Genomic DNA, 26,148 nt, shown 5'->3' on the forward strand with positions numbered 1-26,148 from the left:
ATAGTAGTAGCTAAATTTAATACAACAGAGTATTTAGTTTAGCCAATTATTTGATTCGTTTTGTCTATTTTCGATAATCTTTACAACAGAGATAAGCGGTGATTTATTTTGCCCTTGCGCAACAAAAGAGTAGATTCCGTTAGGAAGTTTTTTTTGTAGTTCAATAGCTTCTTTTTCACTAGAAAAACGTGAAAACACACATGCACCTGTACCTGTCATTCTAGACGGTGCGTATTCTACCAACCAAGCGAGTAGGTTGGCAACCTCATCGTAATGTTTAATTACCATGGTTTGACAATCATTGTGGTATTTATGGTTGTCGAATAAGTATTCGTCACGGTAATATTGATTAAAATTGTCACTAGTTAGTTGGGGAGTATCTCTAGGTAAATCGGGTGAAGAAAAAACACTGGCAGTGGCAATGCTAATTTGAGGTTTACTTACTAAATACCAATACTCTTTAGGGGTTGCGGGGGTTAATTGTTCACCCACACCTTGAGCAAATGCTGAAAATCCATGGATAAAAATGGGAACGTCAGCACCTAAGCTTAAACCTAATTCAGCTAATTTTTCAGTTGAAAAATCGCTTTGCCACAGTAAATTTAACGCGACGAGTATTGTAGCGGCATTTGACGAACCGCCACCTAAACCACCGCCCATGGGTAATATTTTATTGACACGTATTTGTGCCCCCATTACTACGAGAGGATTAGTATTAATTAAACAGATTTTTTCCTGAAGTAAACGAGCGGCTTTGACAATTAAGTTATCATCGTTTTTTACACCTTCAATAGGTGTTAATAAGGTGATCTCCGTGCCCTCAGTAACGGATATTTCTATGTTGTCACTGTAATTTAAAAATTGAAACAATGTTTCTAATTCATGATAGCCATCTTTTCGTTGTCCCACGACATGTAAAAATAAGTTAAGTTTAGCGGGGGACGGAAATTGAAATGTTTTGCCAGTGTATTTGTTCATGTTATTTGCTTTAACTTAGGTAATAGAAAATCGTTAATCATTAGGGTTACTCATTAAATGACCAGTTTTTGATTGAAATTTTAATGAGTAGCTCATCCTTTTCAATTGTTAATTGAGTTGCCATGTTGATTTGATTAAAAGGGCGATAATTCTGGTAGTTAATTTTCCAACTTGAATTGTTATATTCACTAGACATACTTATTGGTAACTGTGTTTTTTCATTTATTTCAACTTTATCATCTTGGTTAAATGGTATGCCTTTCACCCAAAAAATTAAGGCTTCAGTGGGTAGAGTAAGTTCAGTGAGTGAATAAATTAATTCAGATAAGTTTGTTCCTCGATATTCTTTACCGTCTATTTTAATTAAATGTTGTTCTTTATTAGAAATCAAATTAAGCACATTAATCCCTAAATAACTGGTTAGGTTTAGTTCCTGAGTTCGACTTTTTTCGTTAACTTCCCAACTAATTGCTGCGCTTTCTCGTTTGTTTTTTGTTTTGATTTGTTGAATAAAGGCAATTTTACCTTGTATGCGCCAGTTTTGTTTGTTTTTTAATTGTTGGATTCTTTGTTCTGAAGTAACAAGTTGTAAGGGATTTTCAGGTGTTGTGTTTGGTTTGTTAGCACAGCCAGATAATATTATGGTCATGATGAGCATCAAAGGAAATAATAAAGCGTATAATGATGAATTTGAGGTTGTCATTTGTTCTAGTACCATTGAATGAAGCGAGTATTGGAACACAGCAAATTAGGCAATTCAACTGGTTAAGTTTTTTTACTCATTGGTAATGTCTTTAAATTATGTAATATATTTTGTAAAATACATATTCATTACCGTGATTTTTGTCACAGATCATATTTTATAATCGGTGTTTGCAGTATACTTACACTGTTAATAAGTAAAATATCAATAGGTTTATTACATTGTCCATAGTTGCTGTTGGAATTAATCATAAAACTGCACCTGTCGCGGTAAGAGAAAAAATTTCTTTTAACCCTGATAGGCTTTCTGTTGCCCTTAAAGAAATGCTACTGGCTGTACAATGCCGTGAAGTTGCCATTTTATCTACTTGCAATAGAACTGAACTTTATATTGTTCAAGACGGGGACTTTAAACTGACCCAAGAACGTTTGGTGCAGTGGTTAGAAAGCTATCACAATGTACCTGCTTCGGTTATTTTACCAAGCCTTTATTGGCACCAAGATCAACAAGCCGTTAATCATATGATGCGGGTTGCTTGCGGTCTTGATTCGTTAGTGTTGGGTGAACCCCAGATCCTGGGTCAAATGAAACAAGCTTATAACCAAGCAAAAGCAGCGGGTTCTATGGCTTTAGTGATGGACAGGCTTTTTCAGCGTACTTTTGGGGTTGCCAAACAAGTACGTACTGAAACTGAAATTGGCACCAGTGCCGTTTCGGTTGCTTTTGCCGGCGTTAATTTAGCTAAACATATTTTTGCCGACCTTAATAAAACCAAAGTTTTACTTGTGGGGGCAGGTGAAACAATAGAGCTTGTCGCTAAACATTTATATGAAAATAATGTGGGTAAAATCACAGTGGCTAATCGCACCATTGAGCGTGCTGAAAAAATGGCCAAGCAAATTGGTGCAGAAGTTATCACATTAGCACAAATTCCTGAGCATATGAGCCAAGCTGATATTGTTATTAGCTCAACGGGTTCTACTCTACCTATTATTGGTAAAGGCATGGTTGAGCAAGCATTGACTAAGCGTCGTCATAAACCTATTTTTATGGTTGATTTAGCTGTACCTAGAGATATAGAAGAGCAAGTAGGGGATTTAGAAGATGTCTTTTTATATACGGTCGATGACCTACAAAGTATTATTGCAAAAAATCTTGAAAACCGCCGAAAAGCCGCAGTTGAAGCTGAAACTATTGTTAATAAACAATCAGGTAGTTTTATGTCGTGGTTGCGAGGTTTAAATACACAAGATACTGTTATTAATTTTAGAAAACAGTCTTTGCATGAACGAGATCAATTACTTGAAAAAGCATTAGTACAATTGAAAAATGGTAAAAATCCTGAAGCCGTTGTTGGTGAGTTAGCGACTAAATTAGCAAATAAGTTTATGCATGCGCCAACGAGTGCCTTGCAATCAGCAGCGCAAGGTGGTGAATTAGATAAGTTAATTTATCTACGTGATGTTTTTAATATCGACGATCCAAATTAACTTGCAACAGTAATCAATATAAGTAGTATACGAAGTTGTTTAAACATCTATGTAAATCTGCTATAAATTCAAATACCTTTGACCATAAACTAGCAGCTGTAGAAAAATAATGGCTGTGCTAGAATAACGTTAATTTAATTTCCCTAGTTTAATTACTCCTTTTAAAAAGATATTTTAATGAAATCGTCCGTTTATCACAAACTTGAAGCTTTAGCTGAACGCTTTGAAGAAGTTCAAGCCTTATTATCAGATCCTGACACTATTAGTGATCAAGACAAATTCCGTGCATTATCACAAGAATTCAAGCGTTTAGATGAAGTTACTTCTGTATTTCATAGATATCAAAGCGCCGAAGATGATTTTTCTACAGCAGAATTAATGCTTAAAGATGATGATCCTGATATGCGTGAAATGGCGCAAGAAGAATTTAAAGAGGCTAAAAAAGCGGTTGCTGATTTAGCGGATGAATTACAAATTTTACTGTTACCACGTGATCCAAATGACGATAACAATTGTTTTGTTGAAATTCGTGCCGGTGCAGGTGGTGATGAAGCTGCTATTTTTGCGGGAGATTTGTTTAGAATGTACAGCCGATATGCTGAAAAGCAAGGTTGGAAAGTTGAAGTGATGAACTCTAATGAAAGTGAACAGGGCGGCTATAAAGAATTAATTATAAAAATTAATGGTGAAGGGGTGTATGGGCAAATGAAATTTGAATCAGGTGGGCATCGTGTACAACGTGTACCTGAAACTGAATCTCAAGGCCGCGTACATACTTCTGCTTGTACTGTAGTTGTGATGCCTGAAATTCCAGAATCACAAGCGATTGAAATCAATAAAGCTGATTTGAAAGTTGATACATTCCGCGCATCTGGCGCCGGTGGTCAACATGTTAACAAAACCGATTCGGCTATTCGTATTACACATATTCCATCAGGGGTTGTGGTTGAATGTCAAGACCAACGCTCTCAACATAAAAACCGTGCCCAAGCTATGTCTGTATTGCAAGCCAGGTTACAACAAGCTGAAGATGAAAAACGTCGTAGTGAAGAAGAGTCATCACGTCGCAATCTAGTGGCTAGTGGCGATCGTTCTGAACGCATCCGTACGTATAATTTCCCCCAGGGGCGCATGAGTGACCACCGTATTAATTTAACACTCTATCGTTTAAATGAAATAATGGAAGGAAATTTACAATTGATCATGGAGCCAATTATGCAAGAAAATCAAGCAGATTTATTGGCCGAACTTGCGGAACAGCATTAATTGGTCAGCAAAACGTTAGATTTACAGATTCGAAGGCTTAGTTTAATTGGCGATAACTCTATCGCCAATTTAATTACTCATGGTCAAAAATTGTTACAAATAGGGTCAGATAGCGCTAAACTTGATACTGAAATTCTATTAAGCTTTGTGCTTGATAAAGATCGTAGTTTTTTACTCACTTGGCCTGAAAAAAAGCTTAACGATACGCAATTGCATGATTTTTTCCAGTTGTTAATTAGACGAATTCAGGGTGAACCGATTGCCTATATTGTTGGTGTGAAAGAGTTTTGGTCATTGCCGTTATGGGTATCTAAAGCAACACTCATCCCTCGCCCAGATACAGAAACACTAGTTGAATCAGTATTGGAACATTATAGTGGTCGTAAAAATATTAATTGCCTAGATTTAGGTACGGGCACGGGTGCAATTGCATTAGCGTTAGCAAGTGAAAACCCAACGTGGAAAATTGATGCGGTAGATTTCAGTATGGACGCTGTTGAATTGGCGCAACGTAATGCAAAAAAATGTCAATTAGCGCACGTTAATATATTTCAGAGTGATTGGTTCTCTCAAATTGAGAATAACAAGCAGTACGATTTAATTGTGTCTAATCCGCCTTATATTGATGGTAACGATAAAAACTTAACAGAAGGTGATGTTCGATTTGAACCTGCATCAGCGTTAATTGCTACTGATAATGGTTTGGCAGACATCAAACATATTGCCAACATAGCCAGAAATTTTTTAACGGCTCATGGACAATTGTTTTTTGAACATGGTTTTGAACAAGGTGATGATGTGCGTAGTATATTAGAAAATCTGGGGTTTCTAGCCCCTCAAACAAAGCAAGATTTAAATGGCCATGATCGGATTACTTGGGCAACTTTTTCTTAAAAATTAAATTAATCATCTCAATAGGAGTAAGTTGTGTTTAAACACCTTCATATGACATTAGCCGTAATTAGTATCAGTTTGTTTACTTTACGTTTTATTTGGACTTTAGCACATTCTGCTAAATTACAAGCTAAATGGGTTAAAATTACCCCTCACATTGTTGACACCTTTTTGTTAGCTATCGGTGTGATAATGGCGGTACAATATGCTATTAATCCGCTAGAACAATTATGGTTAGGAGAAAAAATATTAGCCGTATTTGCGTATATTTTTACGGGTTACTACACGCTAAAACTTGCCAGAAATAAGACAATGCAAATTATTGGTTATCTAGGTGCAATGGGTTGGATAATGTTAATTGTTCGATTAGCCATGACGCGCGAACCACTTTTTTCTAATAAATAATATAACGAGCCAATAATTTAACCTTTATGAATACACTGTTGCTATCAGAACTCCAATCAAAAGAAAAAGATTTATTACAAACACTCGTGCTACTTGAAGAGACTATTTTCAATCCTTCTTCAAGTGCTGTAGATAATAACGAATTATCATTTGATGGTTTATCATTAATAATTGAACAGTGCCAAGCTGTAATAGCAGATATTGAATCGCCATTAGAGCAAGCTGAAGTATTAATGAACGAATTATATTATCAGCATCTCTTTATTGATAATCATAAAACAAATTGGCCAATAAGTGCTTTTAAAGTCGCTTTAAGTTTAAGTCAACGTTTAATGTCGCCCATAGTGAAAGCCGTGGTAGTTTGTGAAATTATTAGTGCGTGTGGATTTAATGCTGATTTGGTTTTTGTACCTAACAAAGTAATGGTACGTTTATGTTGTGATGAGCAATATGCCATTATTTTTGATGCGGTCACAGGGGAGTCATTAGACTGGTATGAGCTAGACAAACGTCTTGAAGATCTGGAAGGTGATCCTAGTCAGCACGATTTCCCTAGTATGAATAGACAAGCAGTGTTAGTTGAATACCTAAGTTTATTAAAAAGTACGTTGATTAGAGAACAAGCATTCGAGCAAGCATTATTATGTGTTGATGTATTATTGTCATTAAATCCTGACGATCCAATGCAACGTCGTGATCGTGGTTTTTTGCTTCACCAGTTAGATTGCTTTAAAGTAGCGGTTGATGATTATCGTTATTTTGTTGAAAAATGCCCAAAAGATCCGGCAGCACAATTATTAAAAATTCAATTGGATAAAATAACATTGAATGATCCCACCTTTCATTAGTCTCTTCGTAAGATTACGTATAGATAACGAAGAAGAGTAATCATAAATAATAGGAAATTAAATGTCTGCACCATTGGCCATGCCATTAATCACAAATGATGCTGCCGTATTAGGTATACTCTCATTATTATTGGGCTTTGTTTTTTATAGTTCAAATAGCCAACATCCCGTTTGGAAAAAATTCTATCAATATGTTCCGGCACTCCTTATGTGCTACTTATTACCCTCACTACTGAACACCTTCGGTATAGTAAGTGCAGAAATTAGTCAGGTTGATGATGTGGCAAAATACTATTTATTGCCGGCTTGTTTGGTTTTATTAACGTTAAGTATTGATCTAAAAGCCATTGCATCACTTGGGAATAAAGCCATTATCATGTTTCTTACCGGTACTATTGGTGTTGTTATTGGGGGACCCATCGCGTTATTGGTTGTTTCAGCTATTTGGCCCGAGTTGTTAGGAGTAACAGGACCTGATGCCGTTTGGCGAGGTATGGCGGCATTGGTGGTAGCCGGATTGGTGGTGGCGCAAACATGCTCGCTATGAAAGAAATTTATGGCGCTGATGGCAAAATATTTACGGTAATGGTCACGGTTGATATTGTGGTTGCTAATTTGTGGATGGCTTGTTTACTGTATTTTGCCGCAAATCATAAACGTATAGATGCTAAAAGTGGGGCAGATACTTCCGGTATAAATAAGCTAATTGATAAAGTTGAAGCGTTTGAACGAGCTCATGCTAGACGACCAGAATTAAAAGATTTTATGTTTATTCTCGCTATTGGTTTTGGTGCTGCAGGCGTAGCCCATTTAGCAGCCGATTTTTTAGTACCATTTTTCAAAGTTAATTACCCCGCGCTAGAAAAATTCAGTCTGCATAGTAAATTGTTTTGGATTATTGTGTTGGTGACAACAATAGGCTTATTACTTTCTTTTACTAAGGTAAGACAACTAGAAGCCGTTGGTGCCTCAAAAGTTGGAAGTAGTTTTCTGTATATTCTAGTGGCGACCATTGGTTTACATATGGATATAACACAAATAGTTGAAGCGCCTAAATATGTGGTCATTGGTTTAATCTGGATGGCAGTGCACGTAGCACTTCTGTTCATTGTTGGTCGAGCGATTAAAGCACCTATATTCTATTTAGCGGTTGGCAGTAAAGCAAATATTGGTGGTGCAGCATCAGCGCCAGTTATCGCTTCAGCATTTCATCCGTCATTAGCGCCTGTTGGTGTGTTGTTGGCCGTGCTAGGTTATGCACTGGGTACCTATATGGCATGGATGTGTGGACAGCTATTACGCATTATTGGTAGCTAAGTAGCTAAGTTGTTAAGACGCAAAGTTCATCTGCTGCGACTTTTTATTTATAACACTTTTAAGTTGCTTTTTTTTAGGAAATATTATGACAATTAAAACAGTTTCAGTGAATGGTATTCAGGTCGCTAATGATCAACCGTTTGTACTCTTTGGCGGGATGAATGTACTTGAGTCTCGCGATTTAGCGATGAAAATTGCAGAACACTATGTAGAAGTGACGCAAAAATTAAATATCCCTTATGTTTTTAAAGCATCATTTGATAAAGCCAACCGGTCATCAGTTCATTCTTATCGAGGACCAGGTCTTGATGAAGGGTTAAAAATATTTGAAGAAATCAAGTCGACTTTTAATGTGCCTATTATTACCGATGTTCACGAACCCTATCAAGCTCAGCCTGTAAGTGAAGTAGTTGATGTAATTCAATTACCTGCATTTCTTGCCAGACAAACCGACTTAGTCGTTGCTATGGCTAAAACAGGTGCGGTAATTAATGTGAAAAAACCACAGTTTTTAGCTGCACATGAAATGAAGCATATTATTAAAAAATTTGGTGAAGCAGGAAATGAAAATATTATCCTGTGTGAACGAGGAAGCTGTTACGGTTATAACAACTTAGTAGTGGATATGTTAGCTATGGATGAAATGCGTCACTATGCGCCTGTCATTTTTGATGCAACCCATTCGCTACAAAAGCCTGGTGGACGCAGCGATAGTGCTGATGGTAGAAGGGCACAAGCGGCTCAGTTAACACGCAGCGGTATGGCTATTGGTATTGCCGGTTTATTTATTGAAGCACACCCAAATCCCGGTTGCTAAGTGTGATGGGCCTTGTGCTCTACCACTTGATAAGCTTGAACCTTACTTGGTGCAAATGAAAGCGATTGATGATTTAGTCAAAGGTTTTGAACCATTGATAACAGAATAGTAATACCAGTTTCATTAATTGAGTGATCTACTTTATACGTAGAAAAAATTGCCAAATACAAGGCATTTATTTCAATAACTAGATGATGGTTCAAATTATTAAATAACAATGTAGTTGGTGGTTTTAGCTAGTAGAAATGATCACATAGTTAGTGACATTGATATAAAACGGGTATAGTTTTCTTAAAAGTAAAAGGGGCGCAATACTTAAAGTATTGCGCCCCTACTCATTTGAATGTGCGAGCATTTAGTTATGAGTTTTATTCACTAAGTAGTGTTTGGTTTAGTGATATTACATTATCTTTATTTGTTGAAACTTGTTTCATTGCTATCATGTTTTTAGCATTATTTTGTGTTGTACTAGTACTAACGCTGATAGTTGAGAATGTTAGTGCTAAGTTATCTTGTGCTTGGCTAATAAAAGTCTCATGCTCAATTGGGTCGGCTTTTAGTAATTCAGTTGCTTGTGCAATTGTTGCTATGCCTGTTGCAAAGTAAACCATAACGAGCGATGTAGCTAAAATCACTAATTTGTATAAGTATATAGTAATGTTTTTCATAGGGTTATTCCTGTTTGACCTAATAATAAATTTTTGTTTATGCCGTTATTCGGGCTGATAGATTTATTAGGACCTTTTCTCGCGCTTGTTCTTTTTTAAAGTATAGGCTGTGGGTTGGGTGACACAGCTTATATTACTTTTTAGAACCTTGAGATGATGTCCTTCATCTACGGGGGCTATAATACGTAATATAACTATAAATATAAAACGACAAATAATAATGTTATTCATTAGAATAACTAATGGATAATTGTTATGCTGTGTTTTTGATTTTATATGCAGTTAATTTGATAATTATAAACAAGGAATAGGTGTAACTTGGCAAGTAGATTACCACCACTAAACGCATTGCGAGCATTTGAAGCGTCTGCTAGGCAATTAAGCTTTACCCGTGCAGCGGAAGAGTTATTCGTAACTCAAGCAGCGGTTAGCCACCAAATTAAAGCATTAGAAGATCATTTAGGTCTAAAATTGTTTATGCGAAAAAATCGCTCGTTGTTACTCACCGAAGAGGGACAATCATACTATCTCGATATAAAAGGTATTTTTAATTCATTGTATGAGGCAACTGAAAAGTTATTAGCACGTGGTGCCAAGGGGGCAATAACCGTCAGTTCACAGGCCAGTTTTGCTATTCAGTGGCTAGTACCTAGGTTGAGTGCTTTTAACGCATTGCATCCAGATATTGATGTCAGAATAAAAGCAGTCGATCAAGCTGAAAACTCATTAACCGAAGATGTTGATGTTGCGATATATTATGGTCGAGGTCGGTGGCCCAACATACATGCTGATAAATTACATACTGAATACTTAATACCTGTTTGCTCACCTTTACTAATGCAAGAGGGAGCGGCAAGTGGTAAACCGCCATTACGCTCTTTAGATGATTTACAACATCATACTCTACTTCACGATACCTCTCGTAAAGACTGGAAACGCCGGTTTAAACAAGTAGGTGTTAAAGGCGTAAATGTTAATCATGGCCCAATTTTCAGTCATTCGGCTATGGTGGTTCAAGCGGCTTTATATGGGCAGGGTGTTGCTTTAGCCTATAGCGTATTGGCTAAGCCAGATATTGACTCGGGACGTTTAATCTGTCCATTTAATGACGTCTTTGGTGAGTAAAAATGCTTATTTTGTTGTTTGTCGAGAAGTACAAAAAGATATTGGGAAAATTGAAGCGTTTAGGGATTGGTTACTTGATATGGTTGAATCAGAACAAGAACAAGTAAAGGATGGGCAAATTACTTAGCTTAATGAGTCAATCAACAACACTTTTATTTAATAGCGTAATAAGTAAACATGATCTCTACAATAGAAAGTAATGTAGAAAACCCCATAGCTCAGGTAATTTTTGCGCATGGTGTTGGTGCTGATATGCATCATGAATTTATGACACAAATAGTATTATTATTTAACCAAGTTAATATCAATGTTGTTAGGTTTAATTTTCCTTATATGGATAAACGTTTGGCACTAGGAAAACGTTACCCACCTGATAGAATGCCAAAACTGCTTGAGTGTTATAAACAGGTAATTAATGAATTGATTTCAACTAATGATAGAACAGAGTTACCATTATTTATTGGTGGTAAATCGATGGGCTCTCGTGTTGCTGCAACCCTTGCAAGTGATGAAGATATTTGCTTATTAATACAAGGAGTGTTTTGTGTAGGGTATCCTTTTCATCCTGTGAATAAGGCTGATAAATTACGATTGGAGCCATTACAAAACACCCGTAAGCCTATTTTTATCGTACAAGGAGAACGTGATACATTAGGGTCTCAAGCTGAGATTGTTAATTATAAAATATCTAACCTTTGTCGATGCATTTTTTTAGCTGATGGTGATCATAGTTTAAAACCTCGAGTGAAATCTGGGTTCACGCTTGCTCAACATATGGAAAGTGCGGTCAATGGTATTAAGCTATTCATACAGGAACATAAAACGAATGCAGCAACCAATATCTGATAAAACACAAACCCTGCAGCGAAACGGTATTATAAAATATTTAATGATATTTGTTGGCGTTAGCGGTTGCTTTTCTGTACTATTCGGCGCTTGGCTTGCGCATGCCGGATTGTCATTACCTGTTAACGTGCAAACAACATTAAAAACAGCATTGCAATATCAATTATTGCATACAATAGTGTTGTTAATTGTTCTCGTTTGGACTACAACACGTTTATCAGCCAATAATTCTTGTAAATTATTGTTAGCTGCTTGTATTGCTTTTGCGATCGGTATCTTATTTTTTAGTGTAAGTATTTATATTAAAACATTTTTCAGCATTGCCATTATCGGTAAGCTAACCCCCATTGGTGGAATATCATTAGCAGTTGCTTGGCTGCTTTTGTCAATTGAAGGTAAAAGAAATTTATGACAGCTATTGTTTTATATTGCCGTCCAGGCTTTGAAAAAGAGTGTGGAGCCGAAATCCAAGAAAAAGCTTCCTGGAATGAAATGTATGGTTATCTGGAATTGAAAAAAAATCAAGGTTTGGTTTTTTTCCATTTACATGACCCACTTCATGGTGAAGCGTTAATGCAAAAATTGCCGTTAAAACGACTGATTTTTACCCGTCAATGGTTTGTTACTTTGCATGAAAAAGTTGATTTACCTGACTACAACCGGGTAGAAGCCATAATGGAATCATTAGATAGCGAGTGGCAATATGATGATTTACGAATGGAAACGCCTGATACAAACGAGGGTAAAGAGTTAAGTAAATTTTGCCGTAAATTAGCGGTACCTTTACGCCAAAGTCTACGTAAAGCTAATATTCTCACCAGTAAAAAGGATGTGTTTGATGCAAGGCAAGGTGGTGCTGTCTTGCACGCTCTTTTCTTATCAGGTCAAGAGTTGATTTTAGGTTATTCACTAGCACATAACAGTTCGCCACATGTCATGGGAATTCCACGTCTTAAATTTCCAAGCCAAGCGCCGAGTAGATCAACATTAAAGCTTGATGAAGCCTTTTTATACTTTATTCCTCGTGATGAATGGGATACTCGTTTAACTTCTGGAATGAATGCCGTTGATTTAGGCTCTGCGCCTGGTGGTCGGACCTATCAACTTGTACGCCGAGGTATGATGGTAACTGCCATTGATAACGGCCCTATGGCTGAATCTTTGATGGAAACAGGGCAGGTTAAACACAAAATGATGGACGGTTTTAAATATTTACCAAGGAAAAAGAATGTTTATTGGTTAGTATGTGACATGATTGAAAAACCGCAACGCGTTGCTAAATTAATGAGTGAATGGTTGTTAAATGGCTATTGTAAAGAAGCGATATTTAATTTGAAATTGCCGATGAAGGGCCGTTTTCAGCAAGTAAATGAGGATTTACAATCGATCAAAGATGCGTTCAGTGAACACCAAGTAAAGTATGAACTATATGCTAAGCATTTGTATTATGATCGAGAAGAAATCACCGTACATGCAAGATTAATTTAGCGGTTTTGTAGAAGTTAATATATAGAAGTTAATGAAAAGTTGCGAAGAATGAATTATTCGCAACTTTAGTTTTATCGTTTATTTACGGTATTATAAACGCTCTAAAAGCGCTTCTGTAAAATCAGTTGTACCATGTGTTCCACCTAAATCACGTGTTGCGCGGTCACCACTAGCAATAACATCAATTAGTGCATTTCTGATTTTATCTGCTTTATCACTCATTTCTAAATATTCAAGCATTTGTAATGCAGCTAAAATAACAGAAGTTGGATTAGCTATGTTTTTACCGGCAATATCGGGTGCACTACCATGAACGGCTTCAAAAATAGCACAGTCTTCACCAATATTTGCGCCTGGAGCCATACCTAAGCCACCCACTAAACCAAAGACAAAGATCAGACAAAATGTCACCAAAAAGGTTAGTGGTAACAATTACATCAAACTGTTCAGGATTCATCACTAATTGCATACAGCAATTATCAACAATCATTTCTGTTGACTCAATGTCAGGGTAACGTTGTGCTACTTCACGAGCAACTTTTAAAAATAATCCCGAGGTTGATTTTAAAATATTGGCTTTATGTACGGCTGTTACTTTTTTACGACCTTCTTTACGAGCAGTTTCATAGGCAAAGGTTAAAATCTTTTCTGCGCCTTCACGGGTAATAATACTCATTGCTTCTGCTTGGGTACCATCTTCAGAAGTATGTTGTCCAAGACCTGAGTACATGCCTTGAGTGTTTTCGCGAACGGTTAAAATATCGATATTTTCATAACGCGCTTTAGTCCCTTTAAAAGATAAAACAGGACGTAAGTTTGCATATAAATTAAATTGTTTACGTAACGTAACATTAATTGATGTAAAGCCTTCACCAACAGGGGTAGTTAAAGGACCTTTTAACGTAATTTTGTTTTTTTCGATAAGATCAATAGTTTCTTGTGGTACTAATTCACCGTGATTTTCTAACGCAGTTAAACCCGCATCAGCAAATTCATAATTGAAGTCGCAACCGGCTTTATCTAGTACTTTAAGGGTTGCATCAATAATGCTTGGGCCAATTCCGTCGCCTGGAATTACTGTGATAGTTTGCTTGGTCATATTCTTATGCCTTGTGAGAGAAGAAAAATTTTACTTTAATTTACTTTAAATAGTTTTAATAAAATTATTTATTTTTGCCGTTTATATTACGGTTAATTGCAGTTTAGCATTTACTTAGTGCCTTACGGCACGCTTTATATCATGTAAGCGTTTACGATGCGTATTCAGCGTTTCTATTTACAATATTTTAACTGTGAATAACTACTTGTTTCATCTGCTCAACGAGTTTAGAGGGTTCTTTTAAGGGTATCAAGATTACTTTAGTCTATAGGTAAGTCCTACTATAATATGTGCACATTAATTGTGAATATTGGTATCAATATCAAGGACAATAGACAAGTGCAGGCTGTGATCTTATATCTGGGAATTTAGCATTATTGGGAGTTTCATTGATAGCTTTCAACTATCCCCCAATTTTTAGGGTAATTGTCGCCAAGTCCTATTTCTTTAAGAATGCCATTTATAAATAGTAAAAAGGTGCATTCATCTTGAGTCGTGATGCCATCAGATTTTACATGTTGTGTACGATAAAACATTACCTGAAATTTATCACTATCAACTTTTCGAGCTTCCGTTATATCGGGGCTACCAAGTTCATTTAATGCTTGCTCAAAGGTGAATTGTTCGAGTTGTAGTTTTGCGATAAATTGCCTGTTGTAAGCTTCCCTATCTTCCCATTGCATTTTATCCGGACTGTCATCATAGAATGACATAACCAATATAACAAAAATGCCATAAGCTGCTAACGCAAGAAAAATTCGGGTGATAACCTTTTTATTCATTGTTGTTCTCTAAGGTTTATTATTGTACCAATCTCTCTAATTACGTGATCATTTCTACTGCAAAAATCACCAATTACATTGTTATTTATTTAATAATTAGAACAACTAGTTACTGAAATAAATGCCTTGTATTTGGCAATTTTTTTACATATATAATAGAGCACTTAATTAATGAAATTTGGTATTAGTGTTTATATTGTTAACGAAATGATAACCAGTTGTAGGCTAGTTTTAAAGAACTTATTGTAGTTTTGTGTAGAGTTTGGTTAATCAACCTGAGCTGTTGTTTGTTCTAATCTGATATCTTTCAGGTTAAAACCAAGCGGAATATTTTGTTTTAGTGTAAGTAACTGTCTACTTAATGCAATTTGTTCTTTGCTACCGCTTAACTTGTCTTGAATAGAGGGTTTAAGGTTGTCGCTTTTTAAAATACCACTAAGGGAGCCATATTCATTAAGCAGACTAGCGGCAGTTATTTGTCCTATACCCGCCACGCCTGGTATCTTATTTGTATTGTCGCCAGTTAATGTCCATAAATCGACCAATTGTGCAGGTTTTATATCAAACTTCTCTTTAACGTAGTTTTCGTCTAAATAACGGCGATTAAAATAGTCATAAACATAAATATGAGGACTTAAAAGTGATAGAAAGCCTTTGTCAGTAGAAACAATGGTAACGTTTTGCCCATGCAATGCCATTTTTGTGGCTAAAGTTGCGATAAGGTCATCTGCTTCGTCTTCTTCAGATAACAGTGAATCAACACTGAGTTGGAGAAAAGCATCTTGTATATTGGGGAGTTCGTTGGCCAAATGCACCGGCATTTTTTTACGACCTTTTTTGTAATCAGCATAAAGCTTGTTACGCCAACAAGGGTTATGACTATCAAACACAGCAAGTGCATGACTAGCTTGCACTTGCTTTAGTATGTTTTCTAGCGCTGTGATAGACGCTTGTTGTGTGTTGAACAATACCTGTTGTTGAGTTTTTGCAGCAAGTTCACCATTTAGCTGATCTTTGCTTTGAATAAAAGGACGCTCTTGCACAGCATAAATGCGTCGAATTAGATTTAAGGCATCAATTAACACTAAATGAGCGGACACTTTTACTCCTCTATTACTTGATAGCAAGGAATATACTTGCTTCCAGGCAGCTTCATTCGTTGTTGACTAACAAAGGAAGCAAGCAATTTATCCATCAACACCATGATTTTCTTATCACCCGATATTTGAAACGGACCAAAGTCTCTTATATCCTTAATACCGCTTGATTTTACGTTCTAAAGAACAATGCCAGAGAATACACGGCGTAAATTTGCGGCTAGCTCTGCGGTTGAAACTTCATGACTGATGTTTAATTCAGACATGTTTTTATGATTTGGCTCAAAAGGTTCCGGAAATCATTTTCGATAACCAATGACCAGTTGAAATGAAAAGCATCCCCCGTTTCTTTTCGGTAGGCAAGTACGTCTTCTAAAGAATGCGACATCATTTGCGCGACTTGTTCAGCATCATCAATAATTATTTTGTAAAGGCTTTGGGCTTTACTACCTAATGTTGCTCCAATAAAAGTATCTATTTCGGTAAAATACTCACTTGCACTTTGCGGACCGGTTAAAATAATGGGTAATACTTGATTTTCATTTTCTGGGTTTAGCATAATACCTAAAATATACAGCAGCTCTTCTGCTGTACCTGCACCCCCAGGAAAAATGATGAGACCATGTGACATTCTAACAAACGCCTCTAAACGCTTTTCAATATCAGGCATTATAATTAATTCATTCACTATTGCATTAGGTGGTTCAGCTGCGATGATGCTTGGCTCAGTTAATCCTAGGTATCTACCTTCTTTATTTCGTTGTTTTGCATGTCCAATAGTTGCACCCTTCATTGGTCCTTTCATAGCACCTGGACCACAACCGGTACATATATTAAAGTCGCGCAATCCTAGTTGATAGCCAACTGATTTAGTGTACTTATATTCATTTTCTTTTATTGAATGTCCACCCCAACAAGTGATTAAACGGGCTTTTGTTTCAGGTAAAATAGCATTAGCATTTCTTAAAATACCAAAGGTAGCATCGGTTAATGAACCTGGAACACAAAGGCGTTTTTGATCACTGTTATTAATAAATAAGATATCACGTAAAACTGCCGATAAATGTTCACGAATACCTCTAATTATTTTGCCATCGACAAAAGCATGTTTAGGGGCATTTTTAAGATCTATTTTAACACCACGTTCTCTTCTGAGAACTTCAATAGAAAACTCTTTATGTTGTTGATAAATAACTTCTGCATCGTCAGTATGACTTCCTGCGTTGAGTACCGCAAGAGAACAATTTCGGTAGAGGTTGTAAAGCTCACTGGTGGATGATTGTTGAAGTTGATCAACTTCTGCTTGTGACAGAATGTTCATATTTCCGACAGGGTTAAGCTGAGTATGCATAGTGAATCCCTTGTTTCTAAATGATAATTTCACCAAGTGTTAAGTTTTTGTTATTCAGTTTTATTTATTTCATTAATCAGACAATGTTAAAAATAAACAACTTGGTTCTTTCCTTTTTCTTTCGCTTTATACATTGCTTCATCAGCACGTTCAAAAGCAGTATGAATATTGTCTTCACTGGTGATATGAGTAGCACCGATGGATAGGGTAATACTCACCTTATTATTTTTAAATTGAAAAGGTAAGTGAGCAATGCTTTTATTGATTGAATTAAGTTCATTTATCAGTTCAGATTTTTTATGTTTACTGTAGATGAGTACAAACTCTTCTCCGCCATATCGTGCCACAAATGCATCTTTACTAACTTTTTTACGTATTGTGTTTGCTATTACTTGCAAGGTTTTATCACCGACCGTATGTCCGTATCTGTCATTGATTTGTTTAAAATCATCAACATCTATAACAGCCAGTGCAAGATCAAAAGGGTTGTGATGAAAACGAACCATCGATTGCGTGAAGTATTCGTCAAAGGCGGCTCTATTACTTAATTTTGTTAACGCATCAAACATACTTTTACGTTGCTGTTCTGCGAGTTTTACTTCAAATTCTTGACTCTGTTCTTCGAGTTTTTTAACTTTAGCCGCCATATCTTTTAACTGATTCGACAGGGCTTGTTGATTTTGTTGTTCAAATATTGTTTTCTTTTCAAGCGTTAAAGCAATACTAGCTAATTTACTGTTTATATCTACTTTTACTTGATCTAACGACATGGCTTTTTCTACAGAACCCGTCATATCTAGCAACTGCTTTTGTAATTTTATATTGATCAAATCGTTGGTGTGTTGTGCTTTTTCACAGGTAGATAATGTTTTTGAAACAGCATTTTGTACAATGGCTAACGTCTCATTTAATGACGTTAAAAAGTTTGTTGCGCTATTTCGTTCTCTTTGCAAGTCGGCAACAATAACATCAAATATTTCAATGAAATGCTGTAATACATCATCATTAGACGTGTCTTTCAGTAGTTTTTTATGGATCGTAAGTAATTCTTGGGTATATTGCGCTGATAAATGCAATTTATTTAAACAACTCGATAATTGTTTAATAAGCACATTATTAACCGTAGACGAATTGTCTTGTGAAGTGTTATCAATTGCTCTTTCCGTTTGCCCCGTGGTAGTTACACTATCAGTTTTTCCGCGTAACGCTATAGTATAAAATTCTAACAATTGACTTATTAATGGGGTGTATTGGGTTAAACTTTCTTTAGTTGATTGCGTCTGTGTTAATAATCCGCGTAATTTTCTTCGTAACTCATTTGGTAACCCATTTATTTTTTGTAAGTTAAGACAAGATCATTAAATTGTTTGTGTAATTGAGTAATGTTTTGCGCATTTGTTACGGTATGGTTTTGGAGTAATTTTGATATTTCATTTATTTTACATTCAATATCCGCTATTGGTGCTGATGTAGTTAATAGACCTCGAAGTTGGGCAAGGCGATTATCTAACTTAATATCCATACCTTTTGACACTTGAGAGAGTTTATTAATAAACTCAATTAACATACTCGATTGAGTTTTAAAGTCTTCTTCAAGCGAGGCCCTAGATGCTATTGCTGCATTAAGTTTACTTTGTAATGCTTGTGACTGCTTGTCAGCAACAGTTTTAGTACTCATATCTTAAGGTAATCCTTATCTTGTAATCTATCTACATTAAGCAATATATTTATTATTATAGCAGCTGATAATTTACAGTAATATCAGCAGTATAATCAATACAATTGTGATAATTAATGTCTTTACCTTTGAAAACATTGACCAAAACAAGCTTTTTTCTTACTTAAAGCTGTTTAACTCGCTAAACTATAACGATCTAATTTATTACCTAAAGGAAGTTTAGTTGAATATGACAAAAATATCCCTATTAATTCGAATCTTTTCAGTGCTTGTAGTTACTTTTTACGCTACGGCTATAAAAGCGAATGTTGTTGTAGATATCTCTATTGTAAATCCCCAACACCATTATGCTGAAATCAAAATTGAGTTTGATAAACTCAATACAGCACAAGCTAATTTTCACCTACCAACATGGCGAACAGGACGGTATGAAATTATCAACCTTGCTAATGGTATTCGTGACTTTACTGCTCTTGATAGCAAGGGTAATGAGCTTAAATGGCAAAAAGTAGATAAAGATACCTGGCAAGTTCAAAACACATTAAATAAAAAAGTGACCTTAAGTTACCAGGTATATGCGAATCAATTAGGGCAAAGAACACGTCATATTGATGATAGCCACGCCTTTTTAGATGCCTCAACGGTCGTGATGTACCATGATGATTTTCGGGATGATAAACATATTATTGACTTACATGTTCCTAAAGATTGGCGTAGTGTTTCTGGCCTTGAAAGCGGAAAAAAATCAATTTTTTCAAGTCGTCATAAACATCAATTTATTGCGAAAAACTATGATGTATTGGTTGATTCACCAATTGAAACTGGCATAAACGAGCACCATGAATTTAGTGTTGAAGGTCGTGACTATGAGTTAGTTATTTGGGGAGAGGGTAATTATGATAGTGCGAAAATGGTCGCTGATTTAACTGTTTTAGTACAACAAGGTAAACATATTTGGGATGACTATCCTTTCAAACGTTATGTGTTCATGGTACATGCCACTAGTGGTGCCCGTGGCGCCACGGAGCATTTAAATTCCACTATAATTCAAACGTCTCGTTTTAAATTTTCAGATAGAAAAGACTATTTGCGCTTTATTTCAACAGCAGCTCACGAATTTGTTCACACATGGAATGTTAAGCAATATCGTCCGAAAGGATTGGTACCGTATGACTACCTAAAGATGAGAACTATTCAACCTTACTTTGGCTGAGCGAAGGTTCAACGAGTTATTTGCAAAATCAACTGCTATTACGTGGCGAGTTAATGTCTAGTAAAGAATTTCTTGAAAGCTTAGCAAAACGTATTACAGGGTATCAGCATAAACCTGGAAGAAAAGCTCAAACTATTGCGCAAGCCAGTTTTAATAAATGGTTAGAAGAAGGTGGTGATTATGATGCTAATCATAGTGTTAATATATATTCAGAAGGCTTTTTAGTTTCATGGTTGTTAGACTTTTCTATCATAGAAAAAACAGCATTATCGAAAAGTTATCGAGATGTTCATAACATACTTTACAAAGACTATAAAATTCCTAAAGGGTTTGATGAAAAAGACTTGTTAACCATTTTGAAAGAGGTAACTCAAAATGATTACCAATCGTGGTGGCAAGAGAATATTAACGGTTACGCTGATGTTGATTTCAATGTCTTGTTAGCAAAAGCCGGTTTGACTATGTCTTATGGTAATAAAAAGCCTTATGGTGATAAAAACAAGCTAAAACAAATTGCTTGGACTGGCATCAAAACTAAACCGGTTACGCATGGTTTGAGTATTACTCATGTTGAAAAAGACAGTCGGCTTGGCAGGGGCGGCTTAGCAGTAGAGGATATCATTATCGCTATCGATGATTTACGCATGGTTGATAAAGAATTAACAGGCAGAATTAAAAACTTTAAACCTCAAGACTCTGTACGTATTACTTTTTTCCGTCGGGACGCACTAGCAACACGAACTCTGGTTTTAGGTGAACAACCAAAAGATAAATTAAAAATCATTCCTTTGGATGTTGTTACCGATGAACAAAAAGCATTTTTTAAACAATGGACAGGTATTGATTTCCCTAGCAATACGGTTAAAACAAAAGCATAGGTACTAGAGAAATATTGATCAAACCAAACTGAGGAACACTTATTGTCTTAATGTTCTAGCGTGAGGAGCACAACGTATGTGTGTGCTCCTAAAGGGATTTATATCCAACCCCCTCGACGAGTGTAACGGGCAAAAATAGTTAATTCCTCTAACTGACAATGTTGTTGAAGATCACAAAATATTCGTTCAACACACTGTTCATGAAATTCATTATGCTGACGAAAAGAGATTAAATACTGTAATAGCACGCTATGTTCTATCGGTTTTCCCTTGTAGCTAATATATACACTTGCCCAGTCAGGCTGATTAGTAATCAAACAATTAGATTTTAATAAATGACTGACTAATTTTTCAATGATTATGCTTTCATGAGCCGTAGTTTTGGCTGAATTTTGCTGTGCATTTTTAAGTATGTCAGCACTATATTGGTAATTATCAACAATAATGTCTTCATCATCGATACATTTAACCTTTTGCTCTGTTGCTTTAATTGATAGCCGGGCATTGGTCGACAGCGAATAAGGTAACTTGTGCTTTTACGCCCGCAACGGCTGATAAATCTTTAGTCAAGATTTGTTCAACAGCAGCAAAGCTATCAAATTTACTTTGATTAAAGCTATTTAAATACAGTTTAAACGATTTTGACTCAACTAAATTTGGGCTTATGCAAGCAAAGCGAAACTCAGCTACCGCAACAACTGGTTTTCCTTTTGTATTTAACCACGACAATTCATAACCATACCAAACGTCCTCACCCAGAAAAGGTAAAGTGCTCCCAGTAAGAGATAAATCATTTCTATTTAAGCTTCTTGGTACCCCTTGTAATAAATTTGGGTTATATTCACTACAATATTCAGTAGTTTTACCAAGTGTTAAACCAGTAAGTTCTTGAGAGTTTTGGTCAATTGCCATCGCTATTTCTTTTGCTGAATTAAATTTTAATACGTTATTTTAAAGGATCTATGAATTAGATGACATCATCAAATCAAACTAAGATAAATTTAGTCGATGTATTACAGCAATTTTCTGTGCAATATATCGAACAATATCAACTTCTACACAAGCATTTACCATTAATTGAACAGGATGAAAATTGGCCTTCACCCTGCGAATTAACATTAAGCGATGATGACACTATTAATCCTCCGCCCTTATCAACACAGGTTTTTTGGCGACCAACACTGATTGAAAAGGAGAAAGAATTAAATTTTGATAATGTTGAATCAGCTTTAGAAATCATACTTCATGAGGATATTAAACGTTATTTTACCGCTCAATTTAGCGAAAGTCTTGATGCTAGCTGTGAAGAAGGGCAATTAACGCTGTTATTTGCATGGAATGAAGCCGACTTTGAGCGCTTGCAAGAAAATTTAATCGGCCATATTTTAATGAAACGAAGGTTAAAACAAGCCGAAACTGTTTTTTTTGCGGTGACGGATGAAGAAGATATGATTATTTCAGTGGATAATGATTCAGGCGCTGTATGGGTAGAACGTGTTGGTTGTAAGCCACACAAAAAGTTAGCCGAGTCATTACCACAATTTATAAGGACGCTAATACCACGGGTAAGTTAATTTATTTTTTTTGTTGGTTTATTAATCCTTGAACTAGTGCTTTTAACTCGCGTATTTCTTCTTTCATATCCGATAGTTCGTGATGAAGCCGATCCTCCAATGATGTTAAATCAGCAATTGATGTATTCTTTTCTTTAGAGTCCCTGTCATTTTGTTCTGTTGGTAAAGAGATGAAACTTGGTTCATGCTGCCAAGTTTTTAACACAGAAATGATCACAGGCAAGGGAACGCGTGTTTTAAGTTTTGTTTTAATTAAAGCAACAGTAGGCTTGTTACCTTTGTTAGCAATTTGGTTGGCTATGATTGAAATTTCATCGTTTATTGTCATTTTGATTAATCTATTCGTTATATTAACTACATTTTAGCCAATGTTACTACGTATGTCAGGTGGTAAATATTTGTTTTTAATTTTATATAATATAATCAAACGATTACAAGGTTTTTCATGTTGGTTTACTTTTTGCTTTTGTTATAAGGCAAATACTTAACTAACTAGTATTAATAACAATATTTTATTATTCGGAGTAAAACATGAAAAAATCACTTTTAGCCCTTTTGCTAGTCTTACCGTTAACTTCCACATTAACTGGGTGTGTTATTGCCGTAAAAGATGGGGAAGTAGATCATTCATTTATGAACGATAGTGGTGATAGAAGTTATGAAAATCGTAAAAAAATAGCTCAAGTGCAATTGGGCTCAAGTTTTATCGATATGCAAGAAAAATTAGGCGTTGCCGACTTTTCAGAAACATATAAGCTTAATGAAAAAACCATTCGAGTTTTATATTACAGAAGCCGCCGTAAACATAAAGATGGTTTAACGACTAAAGATGAATGTACGTATTTAGAATTTGTGGATGGAGAATTAGTTCAAACCGGAAATGGCGGTGAATATACAAGAGTTGTCGCTAAATAACCTCATTTCAGCTCGGCTTAATAAATTTTTAGAAAGTGAATAGGGACGAATTAAATATTAATTTTCAATAGGTTAAAAGCTTTTTAAATCATACGTCGAACTGAGGTTAAATAGTCTGGGTGAATATAGATCTTAGATAACCCTCTTATTTAATAACCTAGAGGGTAAAATGTGTTTGATAATGAATTGGTATGGATAACTTATACTAATTCATTTTTTTGTACATCGTAAATTAAATCCTGTTCAAGTTATCTTCAACTAACCTTGTTTGCGCTTGTACCAAACAAATGTTCTGGTACAATCAGTTTTATCAATTTTTTTAAGGTACTTAAACCCCTATGGTTATCAAAGCCCAAAGTCCGGCCGGATTTGCTGAGCAATATATTGTTGAATCTATTTGGAATGGTGGTTTCCCCCAGGCTCAATATTACCAAGAGAGAGCGTGAGTTATCAGAGTTAATTGGTGTTACTAGAACAACACTAAGAGAAGTGCTGCAACGTTTAGCTCGTGATGGATGGTTAACTATCAAGCATGGTAAACCAACAAAAGTGAATAACTTTTGGGAAACATCAGGTTTAAATATTTTAGAAACATTGGCCCACCTTGATCAAGAAGGGGTTCCTGATTTAGTCGACAATTTGTTATCAGCACGAACAAACATAAGTGCTATTTATGTTCGTGGAGCGATAAAAAATAATCCAGAAAAAGCGATTGAATTACTCAGTGCTTATACTGAAGTGGCTGATAATGGTGAAGCATTTGCTGAATTTGATTATAATTTAAATAAAGAATTAGTGGTTGCCTCAGGAAATTCTATATATTTACTTATTTTAAATGGTTTCAGAGGCTTATATTCTCGTATTGGTAGTTTGTATTTTACCCACCCTACTGGGCGAGAAATTTCTCGTACTTATTATCAGAAACTTATTGATTTAGCCAAAGAAAATCGATTTGATGATTCAATTTTTGTTGTGCGTAAATACGGTATTGAATCAGGTAAACTTTGGGCTGAGTTAAAGGAAGACGTGTTAAAAGAACTCACAGAAGATTAGTCGACTATAACTATATTGTTCATTGCTTTGTGGTTTATCAGATTTACCAATAAAGGCGACAATCATCGCCTTTATTGTTCATTAAACTACTTTAAATTATATGACAGTAGTAGTCTCTTTATTTCCACAACTTTCAATAACCTCGTCCATACCTTCTTTATTTTCTTGAATAATTTTTATATCAAATTGCCATAAATAATGTAAATGTTTTAAAACTTCCGTTTTAGAATCGCCTAACGGAATGTTGTTGTGAGGAATATAACGTAACGTTAACGCTCGGTCTCCTTCAATATTTGCATCAACAATTTGTATATTCACTTCTAAATTGCTGAGGTTGTATTGCTCTGCTAATTTTTGTCTTATTTTTCTATACCCTTGTTCATTATGTATTGCGCCAATTTCAACATAATTATTATTTTCATCATCATGAATATGAAATAGTTTAAAATCACGGATCAATTTTGGGGATAAATATTGGCTTATAAAACTTTCATCCTTAAAATTTTCCATAGCAAAATGTAAAGTGTCTAACCAATTACTCCCTGCAATATCAGGAAAGTATTCCTTATCTTCTTCTGTTGGCTGTTCACAGATACGTCTGATATCAATAAACATATTAAAACCCAATGCATAAGGATTAATACCAGAATAATAGGGACTGTTATAGTCTTGTTGTGCCACCACATTAGTATGATTATGCAAAAACTCTAACATAAATTTATCGGTTACTAAGCCTTCGTCATACAGGTGGTTTAAAATTGTGTAATGCCAAAAGCACGCCCAAACCTTCATTCATCACCTGCGTTTGTTTTTGTGGATAAAAATACTGTGAAATCTTGCGAACAATTCTCACTATTTCTCTTTGCCATGACTTCAAAAGTGGGGCATTTTTTTCAATAAAATAAAGAATGTTTTCTTGTGGTTCAGAGGGAAACTTATACTTGTTCTTTTTTTTATTTTTATGGTTATCAGGCATAGTACGCCACAGGGTGTTTACCTGCGATTGTAAATATTCTTCACGTTCGGTTTGACGTTTTAACTCCTCATCAAGTGATATTTTTTGTGGTCTTTTATACCGATCTACACCGTGATTCATTAACGCGTGACAGGCATCTAAAGTTGCTTCCACCTCATCAATGCCATATTTATCTTCACATTTAGCAATATAATGTTTAGCAAAAAGTAGATAATCAATAATTGAGTCAGCATCAGTCCATGATTGAAATAAATAATTGCCTTTGAAAAAAGAATTATGTCCATAACAGGCATGTGCCATAACCAAGGCTTGCATCGGCATAGTGTTTTCTTCCATGAGATAAGCGATACAAGGGTTAGAATTAATCACTATTTCATAAGCTAAGCCCATTTGCCCACGTTTGTAAGTTTGCTCGGTTTGAATAAATTTCTTACCAAATGTCCAATGATTATAGCCGATAGGCATGCCAACCCCGGCGTAAGCATCCATCATTTGTTCAGCGGTGATTACTTCAATTTGATTGACATAAGTATCTAGCCGGTAGTGTTTTGCTACACGGGCAATTTCAGTTTGGTATTGGGCAAGTAATTCAAATGTCCAGTCTGGAGAATCATCTAAAGGAGTCACAGACTGCTTTATTTTTTTGTCTAAAGTCCCATTGGCTTTTACCATAATTTCACCTATTCT

General features: G+C 35.6%; 20 protein-coding genes and 8 pseudogenes. 16 read left to right on the forward strand and 12 right to left on the reverse strand.

Going from position 1 to position 26,148, the window contains the following annotated elements:
* Positions 1–33: 33 nt before the first annotated feature.
* The gene (ispE, locus tag L3081_RS12355) at positions 34–978 is read right to left on the reverse strand and encodes a 4-(cytidine 5'-diphospho)-2-C-methyl-D-erythritol kinase (protein WP_242286479.1); all 945 of its coding nucleotides are present in this window, start codon (positions 976–978) and stop codon (positions 34–36) included.
* A 46-nt stretch (positions 979–1,024) separates the two neighbouring features.
* On the reverse strand, positions 1,025–1,681 hold the full coding sequence (gene lolB / locus L3081_RS12360) for a lipoprotein insertase outer membrane protein LolB (protein WP_242286481.1): 657 nt from the start codon (positions 1,679–1,681) through the stop codon (positions 1,025–1,027).
* Between the two features lie 221 nt (positions 1,682–1,902).
* Here lolB and hemA point away from each other — a divergent pair, with 221 nt between their 5' ends.
* The 7 genes and pseudogenes from hemA (at position 1,903) to kdsA (ending at position 8,827) form a co-directional block, all read left to right on the forward strand.
* The gene (hemA, locus tag L3081_RS12365) at positions 1,903–3,171 is read left to right on the forward strand and encodes a glutamyl-tRNA reductase (RefSeq protein WP_242286483.1); all 1,269 of its coding nucleotides are present in this window, start codon (positions 1,903–1,905) and stop codon (positions 3,169–3,171) included.
* Between the two features lie 177 nt (positions 3,172–3,348).
* Complete coding sequence (prfA, locus tag L3081_RS12370; protein ID WP_242286485.1) at positions 3,349–4,437, forward strand: peptide chain release factor 1; 1,089 nt, start codon at positions 3,349–3,351, stop codon at positions 4,435–4,437.
* Positions 4,438–5,331 carry a peptide chain release factor N(5)-glutamine methyltransferase gene (prmC, locus tag L3081_RS12375; RefSeq protein WP_420839728.1) on the forward strand — a complete coding sequence of 298 codons (894 nt, stop codon included), beginning with the start codon at positions 4,438–4,440 and terminating at the stop codon, positions 5,329–5,331.
* 33 nt (positions 5,332–5,364) lie between these two features.
* The gene (locus tag L3081_RS12380; protein ID WP_242286487.1) at positions 5,365–5,736 is read left to right on the forward strand and encodes a SirB2 family protein; all 372 of its coding nucleotides are present in this window, start codon (positions 5,365–5,367) and stop codon (positions 5,734–5,736) included.
* 26 nt (positions 5,737–5,762) lie between these two features.
* The gene (locus tag L3081_RS12385; protein ID WP_242286488.1) at positions 5,763–6,584 is read left to right on the forward strand and encodes a SirB1 family protein; all 822 of its coding nucleotides are present in this window, start codon (positions 5,763–5,765) and stop codon (positions 6,582–6,584) included.
* A gap of 79 nt (positions 6,585–6,663) precedes the next feature.
* Positions 6,664–7,901 (forward strand): annotated as a pseudogene (locus L3081_RS12390) (DUF819 family protein).
* Positions 7,902–7,986: 85 nt separating this feature from the next.
* A pseudogene (kdsA, locus tag L3081_RS12395) lies at positions 7,987–8,827 on the forward strand (3-deoxy-8-phosphooctulonate synthase).
* A 259-nt stretch (positions 8,828–9,086) separates the two neighbouring features.
* Here kdsA and L3081_RS12400 read toward each other — a convergent pair.
* A complete protein-coding gene (locus tag L3081_RS12400; protein ID WP_242286490.1) occupies positions 9,087–9,386 on the reverse strand; it encodes a hypothetical protein in 300 nt (99 codons plus the stop codon).
* 318 nt (positions 9,387–9,704) lie between these two features.
* Here L3081_RS12400 and L3081_RS12405 point away from each other — a divergent pair.
* From L3081_RS12405 to rlmM, 4 genes and pseudogenes are all read left to right on the forward strand, one after another.
* A pseudogene (locus L3081_RS12405) lies at positions 9,705–10,638 on the forward strand (transcriptional regulator GcvA).
* A gap of 50 nt (positions 10,639–10,688) precedes the next feature.
* Complete coding sequence (locus L3081_RS12410; protein WP_242286492.1) at positions 10,689–11,357, forward strand: alpha/beta family hydrolase; 669 nt, start codon at positions 10,689–10,691, stop codon at positions 11,355–11,357.
* Positions 11,338–11,769 (forward strand): DUF423 domain-containing protein, encoded by a 432-nt coding sequence (locus tag L3081_RS12415; RefSeq protein WP_242286493.1) that lies wholly within the window; start codon positions 11,338–11,340, stop codon positions 11,767–11,769. Before L3081_RS12410 ends, L3081_RS12415 begins: the two co-directional genes overlap by 20 nt.
* On the forward strand, positions 11,766–12,845 hold the full coding sequence (gene rlmM / locus L3081_RS12420) for a 23S rRNA (cytidine(2498)-2'-O)-methyltransferase RlmM (RefSeq protein ID WP_242286495.1): 1,080 nt from the start codon (positions 11,766–11,768) through the stop codon (positions 12,843–12,845). The genes L3081_RS12415 and rlmM overlap by 4 nt, the downstream gene beginning before the upstream one ends.
* 90 nt (positions 12,846–12,935) lie before the next feature.
* Here the strand turns inward: rlmM and L3081_RS12425 are convergent.
* The 6 genes and pseudogenes from L3081_RS12425 to L3081_RS12450 all read right to left on the reverse strand — a co-directional run bounded on the left by L3081_RS12425 (position 12,936) and on the right by L3081_RS12450 (position 18,852).
* A pseudogene (locus L3081_RS12425) lies at positions 12,936–13,944 on the reverse strand (isocitrate dehydrogenase).
* Positions 13,945–14,330: 386 nt separating this feature from the next.
* On the reverse strand, positions 14,331–14,726 hold the full coding sequence (locus L3081_RS12430) for a DUF3192 domain-containing protein (RefSeq protein WP_242286497.1): 396 nt from the start codon (positions 14,724–14,726) through the stop codon (positions 14,331–14,333).
* Positions 14,727–14,992: 266 nt separating this feature from the next.
* Positions 14,993–15,826 (reverse strand): flap endonuclease Xni, encoded by an 834-nt coding sequence (gene xni, locus L3081_RS12435; protein ID WP_242286499.1) that lies wholly within the window; start codon positions 15,824–15,826, stop codon positions 14,993–14,995.
* A 2-nt stretch (positions 15,827–15,828) separates the two neighbouring features.
* Positions 15,829–17,174 (reverse strand): annotated as a pseudogene (ppnN, locus tag L3081_RS12440) (nucleotide 5'-monophosphate nucleosidase PpnN).
* An 86-nt stretch (positions 17,175–17,260) separates the two neighbouring features.
* A complete protein-coding gene (locus tag L3081_RS12445; RefSeq protein WP_338027356.1) occupies positions 17,261–18,508 on the reverse strand; it encodes a GGDEF domain-containing protein in 1,248 nt (415 codons plus the stop codon).
* Positions 18,505–18,852 (reverse strand): hypothetical protein, encoded by a 348-nt coding sequence (locus L3081_RS12450; RefSeq protein ID WP_242286504.1) that lies wholly within the window; start codon positions 18,850–18,852, stop codon positions 18,505–18,507. Before L3081_RS12450 ends, L3081_RS12445 begins: the two co-directional genes overlap by 4 nt.
* Before the next feature lie 229 nt (positions 18,853–19,081).
* Here L3081_RS12450 and L3081_RS29390 point away from each other — a divergent pair, with 229 nt between their 5' ends.
* Positions 19,082–20,065 carry a M61 family metallopeptidase gene (locus L3081_RS29390; RefSeq protein WP_338027357.1) on the forward strand — a complete coding sequence of 328 codons (984 nt, stop codon included), beginning with the start codon at positions 19,082–19,084 and terminating at the stop codon, positions 20,063–20,065.
* Positions 20,066–20,085: 20 nt separating this feature from the next.
* Entirely contained in the window at positions 20,086–20,943 is an 858-nt protein-coding gene (locus L3081_RS29395) for a M61 family metallopeptidase (protein ID WP_338027323.1), read from the forward strand.
* A 39-nt stretch (positions 20,944–20,982) separates the two neighbouring features.
* Here L3081_RS29395 and queF read toward each other — a convergent pair.
* Positions 20,983–21,855 (reverse strand): annotated as a pseudogene (queF, locus tag L3081_RS12460) (NADPH-dependent 7-cyano-7-deazaguanine reductase QueF).
* A 59-nt stretch (positions 21,856–21,914) separates the two neighbouring features.
* Between queF and syd the strand changes: the two are divergent.
* Positions 21,915–22,517, forward strand: a complete 603-nt coding sequence (gene syd / locus L3081_RS12465) for a SecY-interacting protein (protein ID WP_242286506.1) — start codon at positions 21,915–21,917, stop codon at positions 22,515–22,517.
* A gap of 1 nt (position 22,518) precedes the next feature.
* Here the strand turns inward: syd and L3081_RS12470 are convergent, their stop codons facing one another.
* Positions 22,519–22,845 carry a hypothetical protein gene (locus L3081_RS12470; RefSeq protein ID WP_242286509.1) on the reverse strand — a complete coding sequence of 109 codons (327 nt, stop codon included), beginning with the start codon at positions 22,843–22,845 and terminating at the stop codon, positions 22,519–22,521.
* A 203-nt stretch (positions 22,846–23,048) separates the two neighbouring features.
* Between L3081_RS12470 and L3081_RS12475 the strand changes: the two genes are divergently transcribed.
* Together L3081_RS12475 and fadR are read left to right on the forward strand one after the other, a co-directional pair.
* Positions 23,049–23,432, forward strand: a complete 384-nt coding sequence (locus tag L3081_RS12475) for a DUF3192 domain-containing protein (RefSeq protein ID WP_242286511.1) — start codon at positions 23,049–23,051, stop codon at positions 23,430–23,432.
* Between the two features lie 338 nt (positions 23,433–23,770).
* Positions 23,771–24,485, forward strand: a pseudogene (gene fadR, locus L3081_RS12480) (fatty acid metabolism transcriptional regulator FadR).
* Between the two features lie 96 nt (positions 24,486–24,581).
* Here the strand turns inward: fadR and L3081_RS12485 are convergent.
* Positions 24,582–26,133, reverse strand: a pseudogene (locus tag L3081_RS12485) (SpoVR family protein).
* Between the last annotated feature and the right edge of the window lie 15 nt (positions 26,134–26,148).

The sequence above is a fragment of the Colwellia maritima genome, from assembly GCF_022669015.1.
Classification (GTDB): Bacteria; Pseudomonadota; Gammaproteobacteria; order Enterobacterales; family Alteromonadaceae; genus Colwellia; species Colwellia maritima.